11 protein-coding genes, 2 pseudogenes and 1 riboswitch are annotated in these 12,858 nt (G+C 66.4%); of the genes and pseudogenes, 5 read left to right on the top strand and 8 right to left on the bottom strand.

What is annotated here, in order from left to right:
- Window positions 1-3 precede the first annotated feature (3 nt).
- Together dtd and ROSELON_RS15595 are read right to left on the bottom strand one after the other, a co-directional pair.
- Window positions 4-441, bottom strand: coding sequence for a D-aminoacyl-tRNA deacylase (dtd, locus tag ROSELON_RS15600; RefSeq protein ID WP_025313238.1), 438 nt, complete (start codon window positions 439-441; stop codon window positions 4-6).
- Window positions 438-1,364, bottom strand: coding sequence for a carbohydrate kinase family protein (locus ROSELON_RS15595; RefSeq protein ID WP_025313237.1), 927 nt, complete (start codon window positions 1,362-1,364; stop codon window positions 438-440). The genes dtd and ROSELON_RS15595 overlap by 4 nt, the downstream gene beginning before the upstream one ends.
- A 143-nt stretch (window positions 1,365-1,507) precedes the next feature.
- Here ROSELON_RS15595 and ROSELON_RS15590 point away from each other — a divergent pair, with 143 nt between their 5' ends.
- Entirely contained in the window at window positions 1,508-1,927 is a 420-nt protein-coding gene (locus ROSELON_RS15590) for an Hsp20/alpha crystallin family protein (RefSeq protein ID WP_025313236.1), read from the top strand.
- A 6-nt stretch (window positions 1,928-1,933) separates the two neighbouring features.
- Here ROSELON_RS15590 and ROSELON_RS15585 read toward each other — a convergent pair whose 3' ends face one another.
- The 6 genes and pseudogenes from ROSELON_RS15585 to ROSELON_RS15560 all read right to left on the bottom strand — a co-directional run bounded on the left by ROSELON_RS15585 (window position 1,934) and on the right by ROSELON_RS15560 (window position 8,937).
- A complete protein-coding gene (locus ROSELON_RS15585; RefSeq protein WP_025313235.1) occupies window positions 1,934-3,157 on the bottom strand; it encodes a TFIIB-type zinc finger domain-containing protein in 1,224 nt (407 codons plus the stop codon).
- A 180-nt stretch (window positions 3,158-3,337) separates the two neighbouring features.
- Window positions 3,338-4,478, bottom strand: a pseudogene (locus tag ROSELON_RS15580) (SPFH domain-containing protein).
- A 37-nt stretch (window positions 4,479-4,515) separates the two neighbouring features.
- Window positions 4,516-5,420: pseudogene (locus tag ROSELON_RS15575) on the bottom strand (DUF2927 domain-containing protein).
- Between the two features lie 81 nt (window positions 5,421-5,501).
- Window positions 5,502-6,698, bottom strand: a complete 1,197-nt coding sequence (locus tag ROSELON_RS15570) for a toxic anion resistance protein (RefSeq protein WP_025313234.1) — start codon at window positions 6,696-6,698, stop codon at window positions 5,502-5,504.
- Between the two features lie 4 nt (window positions 6,699-6,702).
- Window positions 6,703-7,617 carry a 5-bromo-4-chloroindolyl phosphate hydrolysis family protein gene (locus tag ROSELON_RS15565; protein WP_025313233.1) on the bottom strand — a complete coding sequence of 305 codons (915 nt, stop codon included), beginning with the start codon at window positions 7,615-7,617 and terminating at the stop codon, window positions 6,703-6,705.
- Between the two features lie 243 nt (window positions 7,618-7,860).
- Window positions 7,861-8,937, bottom strand: a complete 1,077-nt coding sequence (locus ROSELON_RS15560) for a hypothetical protein (RefSeq protein WP_025313232.1) — start codon at window positions 8,935-8,937, stop codon at window positions 7,861-7,863.
- 34 nt (window positions 8,938-8,971) lie between these two features.
- Window positions 8,972-9,050: riboswitch (SAM riboswitch) on the top strand.
- Window positions 9,051-9,126: 76 nt separating this feature from the next.
- On the opposite strand from ROSELON_RS15560, the gene metZ reads away from it, so the two are divergent.
- The 4 genes from metZ (at window position 9,127) to folE2 (ending at window position 12,794) form a co-directional block, all read left to right on the top strand.
- Complete coding sequence (gene metZ, locus ROSELON_RS15555) at window positions 9,127-10,332, top strand: O-succinylhomoserine sulfhydrylase (RefSeq protein ID WP_025313231.1); 1,206 nt, start codon at window positions 9,127-9,129, stop codon at window positions 10,330-10,332.
- A 13-nt stretch (window positions 10,333-10,345) separates the two neighbouring features.
- On the top strand, window positions 10,346-10,840 hold the full coding sequence (locus ROSELON_RS15550) for a GNAT family N-acetyltransferase (RefSeq protein ID WP_038650498.1): 495 nt from the start codon (window positions 10,346-10,348) through the stop codon (window positions 10,838-10,840).
- On the top strand, window positions 10,837-11,571 hold the full coding sequence (locus ROSELON_RS15545; RefSeq protein WP_025313229.1) for a glutamine amidotransferase: 735 nt from the start codon (window positions 10,837-10,839) through the stop codon (window positions 11,569-11,571). Before ROSELON_RS15550 ends, ROSELON_RS15545 begins: the two co-directional genes overlap by 4 nt.
- A gap of 125 nt (window positions 11,572-11,696) precedes the next feature.
- Window positions 11,697-12,794 carry a GTP cyclohydrolase FolE2 gene (gene folE2, locus ROSELON_RS15540; protein ID WP_025313228.1) on the top strand — a complete coding sequence of 366 codons (1,098 nt, stop codon included), beginning with the start codon at window positions 11,697-11,699 and terminating at the stop codon, window positions 12,792-12,794.
- Window positions 12,795-12,858: the final 64 nt, after the last annotated feature.

The raw sequence follows: 12,858 nt of genomic DNA, 5'->3' as shown, positions 1-12,858 counted from the left end.
TGCCTAGATATCGAGCCAGATTGTAACCGGGCCGTCATTCGTGAGGCTTACGGCCATCTCTGCGCCGAAGCGGCCGGTTTCGACCTTGGGACCGAGCGCGGCGAGAGCCTTTGCAAAATGCAGATACAGGCGCTTGCCATCCTCGGGCGAGGCGGCCGTCGAAAACCCCGGACGGTTGCCCGACCGCGTATCGGCGGCCAGCGTGAACTGGCTGATCACCAGCGCGGCGCCCCCGGTATCGAGAAGCGAGCGGTTCATCTTGCCCGCCGCGTCGTTGAAGATGCGCAGCCGCGCGACCTTGGTTGCCAGTTTCTCGGCTTCGGCCTCGGTATCGCCCTGCATCGCACAGACCAGGATCATCAGGCCCGGCCCTGTGTGGCCGACGGTTTCGCCCGCGACATCGACACGGGCCTCGGTGACGCGTTGAACCAGCGCCCTCATGCGATTTCCGTGCGGTGGGGCGGGTTGGCGCCGGCGCGGCTGACGGTGACGGCGGCGGCCTTGACGCCGAGGCTCAGGGCGGTGCGCAAAGCATCCTCGGGCAGGCCGGCGGCCAGCGTCGCCTTGTCCAGAAGGCCCGCATCGGACAGGCCGGCCAGAAAGCCCGCATTGAACGTATCGCCTGCGCCGACGGTGTCGACCACATCCACCGGCGTGGCGTCGACATGCACGGCACCCGTGGGGCCATAGGCGGTCACGCCCTGTGCGCCCTGGGTCACCAGCACCAGTCCGGGCCCCTTGGCCCGCAGATCGGCGGCCAGCTGTGCAAGGCTTGCCTCGCCCATCAGCCACTGCAGATCCTCGTCCGACAGTTTGACGATGTCGGCCTGCGCCAGCATCCCGTCCATTCGGGCGCGAAAGCGGGCCTCATCCGCGATGAAGCTGGGCCGGATATTGGGGTCGAGCATGACGACCCGATCCGCCGCCGCCCGCGCAGCCAGCATGGCATAAGCCTCGGCGCAGGGTTCGACGGCGAGGCTGATGCCGCCGAAAAAACAGGCCGTGCAGCGATCGGGGATCTGGGGCAGGTCGGCCTCGGTCAGCATGCGGCCGGCGGTGTTCTCGTCATAGAAGGCATAGCTGGCCTGGCCCTCGGCCAGGGTCACGAAGGCCAGCGTCGTGGGCCTGTCGGATCGCGCGGCCAGATCGTGACCGACCCCGTTCGCCGTCAGCACATTGGCCAGCCGTTGGCCGAACAGGTCGGTGGACAGGCCGGTAAAGAACGCAACCGGTACCCCTAGCCGCGCGAGGGCCACGGCGGTGTTGAAGACCGACCCGCCGGGATAGGGCGCAAAGGCGGCCTCTCCGGTCTCGGTCTTGCGGGGCAGCATGTCGATCAGGGCTTCTCCGGCGCACAGGATCATCGGACCCCTCCCTTTGGCATTTGTCGGGGTGCTACCCGTTGTTCCCGCACACGGCCAGTGCTTTTGACGCAAATCAAGGCATGAACGGCCGAAAATCCGCCATGGTTGCACCTGCAACGAACCCAGCCTTGCAGGAGGATGCCATGGTCGAATCAGCACATAAAACCGGCCTTATCCCAAGCCTTGCCGACCCGCTGCGCCAGGTCGGCGCAAAACTGGCCGACTGGTTCGCCCCGGCCTCGGAGGCGGCGGTGAATGGCGAGGGCTACCGCATCTCGATGGAGGTGCCCGGCGTGGCCGAAGGCGATCTGGATATCAGCGTGCATGATGGCGTGGTGACGGTTTCGGGTGAAAAGAAATCCAGTCGCGAGGAACAGGGCGAGACATGGTTCTTCTCCGAACGGGATTACGGGGCCTTTTCACGCAGCTTCCGCCTGCCGCCCGATGCCGATGGCGACAAGGTCAAGGCGGCGCTCAAGGACGGGCTTCTGACCATCACCGTGCCGAAACAGGCGCAGACCCCGCCCGCAGGCGCGCGGAAAGTGTCGATCAGCAAGGGGTGAGCCCGATCATTTCGTGTCGAGGGAAAAGGCGGGCACATCTATGGGACGCGGTGTGCCGGCCCCCTCGCCGATGACGCGGGTGCCGACGGCCCCGGTCTGGAAGCCGCCCTCGTCCAGCACCTCGAGTCCATAGAGGATGCCGCCCGCGATCGCGATCGCGACGATGACCGCCAACGCGATCTTGATCCAGCTATAGGGCCGTTCGCCCTGCACCTTGCCGGTCTGGCCATTCACGACGAAGCGGTAGGATTTCCCGCGATACTTGTAGGCGGCCAGCCACACGGGCAGCAGGACATGTTTGAAGGTTACCTCGGACACGGCCACATCCATCTTCGAGATGCGCTGCGCGTCGCCGCCAATGTCGCGGCGGATATCCTGCCGGATGCGCTGATCCATGATGCCACGCGCCTCGACCATGCCCTCCTCGAGGTCGATCTGGTAGGCCTCGGCCCGGAACCCGGACAGGAACTCGGGCGTGTAATCGGCCAGTCGGGTCAGATCCCAGGGGGCCAGATTGTCGGTGTAGGATTTCGGCAGCGAGCGTGAGGCGAGGACCAGCACGTCGTCGAAAAACCGCGCCACGCGCCCGCGCACGAAGGTCCAGCGCATGCGCCTCTGGCGTCGGGTCTTCCCGTCGGCCCCGCGCACCGTGACGTAGTAGGCATCGCCCCGCTGGCCGCGATATTCGGTGCGCGTGTCGGCGTCATAGGTCCAGAACGGCACATAGATCCCGTCGAGCTTGCGGCCCTTGCGGGCATATTCCTTCAGCCCGTTGGGCGCGAACCACAGGCGGCCCAGCCAGTCGGTCATGGCCTTTTGCGCCTCGCGCTCGGTCACGCCGAAGGGCAGCACGCCCTGCGGCTTGATATGGCGGTGGATGCCGGTGTCGGTGACCACGGGCGTGGCGCAGAACGGGCATTCCTGACTGTGGATGTTGGGGTCGAATTCCACCTGTGCGCCGCAGCTTGGGCATTCGGAAACGCGGGTTTCCTCCATCTCGATCGCGGGGTGGTCCTTGCGTCGGGCCTCTTCGAAATCGAACTCCACATGGGCATCGCCGGTGCCGTCCAGCGCGCCCGCCTCGATGCCTTCCTCATGTCCGCAATGGTCGCAGACAAGTTTTCCGTCGGCGGGCGCATAGCGCATGTCCGAGCCGCATTGCGGGCAGGGAAAGCGGTGTTCGTCTTCCGGGTTCGGCGGGGGGGCGTCGGCAAAAGTGGTGTCGGACATTGGACTTTTCGCGGCTGATCAGGACGCCCCGATCAGACACCCGTCACAGGCGGGCGGCAAGGGGGGATTCCCGTATGCGGCGCGGGTCGGGGCGGCTTTGCCGAACGCGGCAGGCCGCGTGCGCCAAAGGGCGCCATGTGCCGATACCTCGCGGCACATGGCGATCAAGACGATCCGGCCTCAGCCCGCGGGCGGCGGCGGGGGCGGGGGCGGGGGCATGACCGTGAACAGTTGCGCAAGCTCCTGCACGTCGTTTGCCGTCTTCCAGCCGTCCTGACCGGGTGTCCAGACCAGCGTTTCGCGCGTCAGGCTGCCCTCGGTCGCCATGCGGCCCATGTCGGCCTTGGAAAACGGCCCCTTGGTCTGGCCGTTCTCGGCGATGTGCCAGACATGTTCGACCGGGCGGGGGCGGGGGGGCGGCATGCGCGGCCTGATGCGGTTGCGGCTGCTGCGCGGCCTGGCCCCAGGGGCCGGATTGGGCCATCTGGTTGGCCATCGCCATGCCCATCCCCATGCCAAGGCCCGCGCCCATGCCCCCATCGCCGGGGTTCTCGGCGGCGGCGCGCATCGCTTCGGCGGTCTGGAACTGGGTGTAGCGGTTCAGATCGCCGACGACCCCCATCGAGGTGCGCTTGTCCAGCGCCTCTTCGACGGCGGGGGGCAGGCTGATGTTTTCGATATACAATTCGGGCAGGGTCAGGCCGTAGGCGGCGATGGTTTCCGAGATCTTGCCGGCAACAAGGCTGCCGAACTCGCCCGTATTGGCCGCCATGTCCAGAACCGGGATGCCCGAGCCCGCCACCGTCTGGCTGAACTGCTGCACGATGATGTTGCGGATCTGGAAGGTCACCTCGTCGGTCGTGAACTCGCCATCGGTGCCCACGATCTCGGTCATGAAGCGGCCCGCGTCGATCACCTTGACTGTGTAGGTGCCAAAGGCGCGGATGCGCGTCGGCCCGAATTCGGGATCGCGCAACATGATCGGGTTCTTCGTGCCCCACTTCAGATCGGTGAAACGGTTGGTGTTGACGAAGTAGATTTCCGATTTGAACGGCGACTGGAACCCGTGCGACCAGTGCTGAAGGCTGGTCATGATAGGCATGTTGTTGGTCTCGAGCATGTAGAGACCGGGGGTGAAGATGTCGGCCAGCTGCCCCTCGTGGATGAAGACGGCGACCTGCCCCTCGCGCACGGTCAGCTTGGCGCCGTACTTGATCTCGTGGCCGTGGCGCTCGAAGCGGTAGACCATCGTGTCGCGGGTGTCGTCGGTCCATTCGATGACATCGATGAACTGGCCTGAGAGGAAATCGAAAAACGGCATTGGGGGGAACCCTCCTTGATAAGTCTGTCTGGGGGCCTCAGCTTGGCCCGCCCAGCAATTCGGCGGCGATGCGGCGCACGATGGGCCGGGCCTCGTCCGGCTGCATCCCCGGTGTCAGGCGGTCGTCGTACAACATCCGCAAAAGCAATTCGTCATGGCGTGTCAGCAGCGCGAATTCCTCGTCATCGTTGAAGATCGAGGGGCGCGCGGCGGGGCTGTCATTTGGAAGGCCCAGGCCTTGGGCCACCTCCTCGTGGATACAGGAGCGGCGCAGAAGGTCGGGATGCTCGTCGCGGATGATCGCGATCGCCGCGACATAGGTCGAGCCGCCCCCGGCCACGGAAAAGGCATAGACCGAGCAGAAGGTGAAGCGCGACAGCGTCTGGATCTCGTTCACGGTCTCGGGGCTGATGCCCGGCACAAGGTCGCGCACCAGATCGCCCGCGCGGCGCTGTTCGTCGCGGTTGAGGAAGAGGACGTGGAAATTCCCGCCCGACGTGACCGTGCGGATGGAATGGTCTGTGACCCGCGCAAGTCGCGAGGCGTAGGTGGACAGGACCGAGCGATCCTCGGCGCGTTGCGCATCGTCGACGAAGGCACCGAAATGGGGCTGGATGCGCACCGGCTGGTCCCAGCGGCGCAGGCGCGACGGGGTCGGCGGGCCACGAAGCGACCGCCCGACAGCGTATATTCGTCATAGAGCGCGATGCGTTCGAAATTCGTGGCCAGAGTGACGGCGGAATAGGGCGTGTCGGCCCCCCCGCCATCGGTGCGCAACAGCCCGTCCGAGACCAGTTGCGCCTGCACCGAGGCGTAGTAGCGCGCAAAACTCTCGCTTTCGGCCGAGGGGGTGGCCGGGGCCTCGGCGCGGGGCTCGGGCCGGGGCGAGGTGTCGGGGGCGGGCGTGACACAGCCCGAGAGCGCGAGGCCCGCGGCAAGCACAGCCGCGCCCGCGCCGGTGCGCGCCCGGCGGCCGGATTGCCCGCTGTGTCGGTCCTGCGGCACGCCAGCCCCCTTCACGGATCAGCCGTTTGCGGGCGGGGTCGTGGCCGCGGCCTGCCCGCCCGGTGTCTGCCCGGCCGAGGCGGCGGCCAGCGTGTCGCGCAATTCGGCTTCCATCTTCTGCATCTCGGCCTCGGCCTCGGCGCGGCGGCGCTTGCCCTCGTCGGCGATCTCGAGACTTTCCTGGATCGTGGCGATCAGTTCGGCATTGGCGCGTTTCACGGCCTCGATGTCGAACACGCCGCGCTCCATTTCCTCGCGCACCATCTTGTTGCTTTCGCGCAGATTGGCGGCGTTCTGTTCCAGCAACTCGTTGGTCAGGTCGGTCGCCTCGCGCACGGCCTTCGCGGCCTCGGTCGAGCGCTGGATGGTCACGGCCTGCGCCAGCTGGGTTTCCCACAGCGGCACGGTGTTCACCAGCGTCGAGTTGATCTTGGTCACGAGGCTCTTGTCGTTTTCCTGCACCAGCCGGATCGAGGGCAGCGATTGCATCGTCACCTGGCGCGTCAGTTTCAGGTCATGCACCCGGCGTTCCAGATCGTCGCGCGCGGCGCGCAGGTCACGCAACTCTTGTGCCTTGATGATCTGGTCGGCCTCGGGCGCGGCCTCGATCTCGGCCGATTTCGCGGGGATCTCGACCTCGTCGAGCAGGCGCAGCTTCTCCTCGCCCGCGGCGATGTAGAGGGCCAGCTCGTCGTAGAAATCCAGCGTCTTTTCATACAGCTTGTCGAGCGACTTGATGTCCTTCATCAAGATGTGCTCGTGGCTCAGCAGGTTGTCGGTGATCCGGTCGATCTGGTCCTGCACCTCTTCGTATTTCGCCATGAAATCATGGATCGGCTTGGCCTTGCCGAACAGGCGCTCCCACCAGCTTTGCTTGCGGTTGGGGTCCAGTTCGTCGACGGAAAAGCCGCGGATGGTGCCCACGATCTCGCGCAGGCTGTCGCCGGCGGGGCCGACATCCTTGTTCTTCACGCCTTGCAGCATTTCCTGGCTGATGGCCTGCAACTCGGCCTGCGCGGCCGATCCGAAACTGACGATCGAGTTGGTGTCGCCCATGTCGATTTCGGCGATGCGGCGGGTGATCTGTTCGGCGGTGGGCGCATCGGCGGCGGGCAGGGGCACCATGTCGGCGCTGGGGTCTGGCAGGACGACTGCGTTGATCTCATCGACCAGCTTGGCGGCTTGTTCGGCCTGTTCCCTGACTTGGGTGCTCATGGTGTTACCCCTCGGTTCTAAGGTTTTCGCGGTTCAATCTCTCGCGCAGCACCTCGATCTCGATATCGAGGCTGGCGCGGTCGTCGGTCAGCATCTTCTGGGTGCGCAGGGCGAAATTGGTTTCCATGTCATCGAGAAACGCCAGGTAATCGGCCCGCACCGAGGTGTCGCGATTGCGTTCATAGAGATCGGCGAACTGCACGGTCGCATCGCGCGCGCCCTGCAGATACACGCCCAGATAGCGCCGCGACGCGGTGAGGTCGCGCGGGTCGGCCTCGACCTGGCGGAACATGGCGCGCACCGTCTCCTCGAAGCGCGCGACGCGGCCCTCGATCTCGCGGTCGCGGGCGCGCTTGATGGCCGCGGTCATTTCGTCGAGGACACGCTCGGCCTCTTCGATCTTGCGGGCGATCCGGTCCGTCTGGTGGCGATCCACCCCCTCCAGCCCCTTGTCCTGCAACGGGTCGAGTCCAAAGGAAAACAGGTGCAGCGCGGCGGCGATGATCCCGATCAGCAGGCCCGCGATCAGGTTCCACTGCCCGCCAAAGACCAGCAGGAACACCCCGATGCCCGTCAGGCCCGCGCCGAAGATCTTGCGCGGGATCGCGGGGCGGCGCGCGATCACACGCTCGTTGAACGCGTCCTCGGCGCGCACGCCGTCGCGTGTCAGCCACGCGGCCAGCAACAGCGCCGCGGCGCCCGCAAGATCGGTCGCCATCGCCGCGACCGGCTGGAAAAACGCGGACAGAAAGGTCAGCAGCGGCAGCACGAACATCATGTTGATCTTCGCGCCATGCCGCAGCGGTTTGCGCCCTGCGAAATTGGCATGGGTGATGCGTTCGGCCGTCACCATCTCGCGCGAGGGGGTGCCGTCGCGCTGTCCCTTGGGGCTGAATTCTCCACCATATCGCTTGGCCATGATCAGAGCGCCCCGAACCCGCCGAAAATGGCCATCAGGATGATGATCGTCAGCGCGAAAAAGGCCACGCCCTGCAGAAAACTCGAACTCATGTTCGCCCCGTTGTCGTTTCAGGCCCAGTGCGGCACGCACCCTAGGCACGATAGGCAGGTTCCATTGCAAAAACCAGACATTGAAACCCGCAGGTGCAGTTTCTTGCCGGTGCGGGGCCTTGCCCCTGCGGCAGGATCGAGATGGGGACGCTCAGCCCGCAATGGCAGGGGGAAAGAGGGTGCGGCGCTCCCCGGTGGAGGGGCGCGGGCGCGGCGCGGCGCGCGGGATCGGCCATGTCAGGCCGCTCGATGGTCGTGCGATCCGCGCCGCCGCCAGCCGGGCCGACAACTCGGCCAGCAGGCCCTGATCCTCCGGCGCCAGAACCCTGCGATAAAGGGGGAACAGGCCCGGGCGCAGATACCCTGACCAGTGGCAGATATGGGTGTTGGGCGGGCGCAGGCGAAACCCCAGATCGCCCATCACGGCGCGCACCTTGGCCCGGTCGATGCGCAGATCCGTCCAGCCGGCCGTGCCGGGCACCCCGGCGCAGAGCGTGCGATCATGGGGCCGCAGCGGCGGTGCGGCGAGGCGAAACAGCGCGTCGAAAGGGGCATTCTCGCCACTGGTGACATTGAGCACCTCGGCCGTGCGTCCGGCTGGCGCGTTCATGGCGGCGCGCGCGGCGGTGCGATATTCGGCCCCCGTCAGCAGGATGACCCGCGCGACCGAGCCCGCCGGGGCGGCCGTCATGGCGGCCAGGATGACGCGGGCACCCAGGGAATGGCCCATCAGGTTGATCCGCAGGTCGGGGCGGCGGTGATGGATCTCGGCGATCAGAGGGGCCAGCGCATGGCCGACGCGGCGGGCGCGCCGGGCCACGCGTGGCATCTGGCCAAGCGCTTGCCACCCCAACGCCACGCCAAGTCCCGCGCCGTCGCGATGCAGATGCAGGTGGCGGGGCCAACTGACCACCTTCCAGCAATCGCGACGCGGATGGAAGGACAGGATATGGGTATGCGGATCGGTCTCGGGGGGGCGCGGACTGTACCGGTAGCCATGGGTCATGATCGTGACGGCCCGTCCGCGGGGCAGGGCGGCCAGGGCCGGCCAAAGCGGGCCGGTGTCCTCCACCTCGTCATTCAGCAGGGTCAGCCCGATCGGCGCCATGTCCGCCATCCGCGTCTTGCCAGGCTCGCCCGTGAGGTAAGAGGCACGGGCAACGGACAGGTGACGGCCGCGCAACAATTCCGTGACGTGGCCGGCAGGCCACGGCGCGACCGTATGCATTTGCCTTGACGCGTGCCGCGCCCGTGCCTAGGCACCATCGTGCCGTGGCGATTTGTGAACCGGATTGCGGGCCACGTTAAACAAACCGCTAAAGAGGTCGAGGAGAGCGCGCCGCCCGCGCGCCGCCCCGGCCGGATCATGGTGCGGCGGCTTTGCCTTTCGCGCACCGGAACAGGTAAGGAGAGGGGCATGAAGGACAGTTCTGTCAAACCGAATCTCAGGCCGCGCACGCGCGCCGTGCATGCCGGCACCCGCCGCAGTCAGTACGGCGAGGTGTCCGAGGCGATGTTCCTGACACAGGGCTTTGTCTATGACACGGCCGAGGCCGCCGAGGCGCGCTTCATCGAGGCCGGTCCCGACGAATACATCTATGGCCGCTATGGCAACCCGACCGTCGCCATGTTCGAAGAGCGTATCGCCGACCTGGAGGGGGCCGAGGATGCCTTTGCCACCGCCTCGGGCATGGCCGCCGTCAATGGCGCGCTGACCTCGATGCTCAGGGCCGGCGACCATGTCGTGGCCGCCCGCGCGCTTTTCGGATCGTGTCTTTATATCCTTGAAGAGGTGCTGACCCGCTACGGCGTCGAGGTCAGTTTCGTCGATGGCACCGACCTGGACCAGTGGCGCGATGCGATCCAGCCCGACACCAAGGCCGTGTTCTTCGAGTCGATCTCGAACCCGACGCTCGAGGTGATCGACCTGCCCGCCGTGGCCGCGTTGGCCCATGCGGTGGGCGCGCGGGTGATCGTGGACAATGTCTTTGCCACGCCGGTCTTTTCGCAGGCCATCACGCAGGGCGCCGACATGGTCGTCTATTCCGCGACCAAGCATATCGACGGGCAGGGGCGCTGCCTTGGCGGTGTGATCCTGGGCACGCGCGAGGTGATCCGCGGCACGGTTGAACCTTACATGAAACATACCGGCGGCGCGATGAGCCCGTTCAACGCCTGGGTCATGCTGAAATCGCTGGAAACGCTGGACCTGCGCGTGCGGGCGCAGGCCGAGGGCGCGCTGGCCATTGCCCATGCGCTCGAGGGGCAGCCGGGCCTGGCGCGCGTGATCCATCCGGGCCTGCGCAGCCACCCGCAACACGCGCTGGCCGCGCGGCAGATGGAGCGCGCGGGCACCGTCATCGCGCTGGAGATCGAGGGCGGGCAGGAGGCGGCGTTCCGGTTCCTGAACGCGTTGCGGGTCGTCACGATCTCGAACAACCTGGGCGATGCCAAGTCGATCATCACCCATCCCGCCACCACCACGCATCAACGGCTGAGCGACGAACAACGCGCCCGCCTTGGCATCACGCGCGGGCTGTTGCGCCTGTCCGTCGGGCTGGAAGACCCGCAGGACCTGATCCACGATCTGACCACGGCGCTGGCCGCCGCGCGGGTCGGATAGGGGCGCGGGCGCGATGAGCGGCCTGATCATCCGCCCCTACCGCCCCGAGGATGCAGGGCAACTGGCCCGCGTCTTTCACCTTGCCGTGCGGCGCGGCGCGGCCGGGCATTACAGCCTCGCGCAACGTCTGGCCTGGTCGCCCCGCGCGCGATCGGCCCGGTACTGGGATCAGCGGCTGTCGCGCCTCGATACCATCGTGGCGGCCGACGGGCGCGGGGCGGTGGGGTTCATGGCGTTGAACCTGGACGATGCCTTTCTCGATTTCGCCTATGTCATGCCCGACGCGGCCGGATGCGGGGTGGGCGACGCGCTGCTGAGCATCGTCGAGGGCCGCGCGAAATCCGCAGGGATCGACCGGTTGGAAACCGAGGCCAGCCGCGTGGCCGAGCCGTTCTTTGCACATCGCGGCTGGCGTGTGCTGCGGCATCAGCGCGTCAAGCGACATGGCATCGGCCTGCCCAATGCCTTGATGGACAAACCCCTTGTCGCCGCCGAGGTTGCCGCATGAAGCCTTTTCTCGTCCTCCAGTTGCGCCCCGAGCGCGAAGCCGCCGACGAGGAATTCGCGGCCTTCCTCGAGCGGGGTCAATTGCGCGAGGCGCAGGTGCGCCGCATCCGCCTGGACGAGGCGCCGATGCCCGCGCTGTCGCTGGACGATTACGCCGGGATCATCGTGGGCGGCGGGCCGGGCTGTGTCAGCGACGCGCCCGAGGACAAGGACCCGCTGGAGGCGCGCATCGAGGCCGATATCCTGTCGCTCATGCCCGAGGTTCTGGCCCGCGACATGCCCTTCATGGGGTGCTGCTACGGCATGGGGATCCTTGGGCATACGCTGGGCGGCACGGTGGCCAAGGGGCGGTATGGCGAACCGATCGGCGGCGTCGATTGCACCCTGACCGAGCATGGCGCCACCGACCCGATCCTGGCCGATCTGCCGCGCGACTTTCGCGCGCTGGTCGGTCACAAGGAAGCGGTCGAGGATTTGCCGCAGGGCGCCACCCATCTGGTCGCGTCGGGCCCCTGTCCGTTCCAGATGATCCGCGCCGGGCGCAACGTCTATGCCACGCAGTTCCACCCCGAGGCGAAAGGCGAGAATTTCGCCAATCGTATCCGGATCTATCGCGATCGCGGCTATTTCGACCCGGCCGATGCCGAGGCGCTGACCGCGGCATGCCTGGCCGAGCGGGTCTCGGTACCCGAGCGGATCCTGTCGAATTTCACCCGCCGGTTTGGTGGGTAACGTCCTCGTGAAGGCGATAAAACAAACCGAAATCGGCCCCTTAGCGTAAACCGATTGCAAGACAAGACTTGGGCTTGCTGTGGCGCGCCCCATATGGTGCGGCGGACAAAGGACAGGGTGACCCCATGAACATGCATGTGACCACGACCCCCGAAGACCCGACGCGCGAAGATGCGGCCGAGGCCCTGCGTCTGCTGCGCCTGTGGGCCGCCAACGCGACCGAGGCTGAGCGCGCGGAACTCGACCCCGATGTGGCGCGGCTGTTGGCCGGGCAGGGGGATTACCCGTCCTTTTCGCGCGACTATCCGCAGGATTTCACCGTGGACGAGGCATACAAGGCCGGCCTGCCCGACCTGCAAAACGGGCCGTCCTCGCTGATCCGCGGGTCGCAGAGGCAGATCCAGCATGTGGGCATTTCGAATTTCCGCCTGCCGATCCTGTATCACACGCGTGACAATGGCGACCTGACGCTGGAAACCAGCGTGACCGGCACCGTCAGTCTTGAGGCCGAGAAGAAGGGCATCAACATGAGCCGCATCATGCGCTCGTTCTATGCTCATGCCGACAAGACCTTCAGCTTCGAGGTGATCGAAGCCGCGCTCGACGACTACAAGACGGACCTAGAGAGTTTCGACGCCCGCATCCAGATGCGCCTGTCCTTCCCGATGCGCGTGAACAGCCTGCGCTCGGGCCTGTCGGGGTATCAGTATTACGACATCGCCCTGGAACTGGTCGAGCGCAACAATGTCCGGCAAAAGATCATTCACCTCGACTATGTCTATTCCTCGACCTGCCCCTGCTCGTTGGAGCTGAGCGAACATGCGCGGGCCACGCGCAACCAGTTGGCCACGCCGCATTCGCAGCGCTCGGTCGCGCGGATCTCGGTGGAACTGGCCGAAGGCCAAAGCTGCCTGTGGTTCGAGGACCTGATCGACATGGCCCGCGCCGCCGTGCCGACCGAAACGCAGGTCATGGTCAAGCGCGAGGATGAACAGGCCTTTGCCGAGTTGAACGCCGCCAACCCGATCTTCGTCGAGGATGCCGCACGCCTCTTCGCCGAGCAGTTGGAAAACGACGCCCGCGTCGGCGATTTCCGCGTACTGGCCAGCCACCAGGAAAGCCTGCACAGCCATGACGCGGTCAGCGTCTTGACCGAGGGGCCGACCTTCGAGGCTGCCAGCCTCGATCCGCGGCTGTTCCAGTCGCTGATCCACGTGGGCTGACGCGTCACGTCGTACCGAAAAAAAAAGAGGCCCCCGCGCAGTCTGCCGGGGGGCCTTCGTATGC

The sequence above is a fragment of the Roseibacterium elongatum DSM 19469 genome (assembly GCF_000590925.1).
GTDB lineage: Bacteria > Pseudomonadota > Alphaproteobacteria > Rhodobacterales > Rhodobacteraceae > Roseibacterium > Roseibacterium elongatum.
This window is presented reverse-complemented; position numbering and strand designations above follow the sequence as displayed.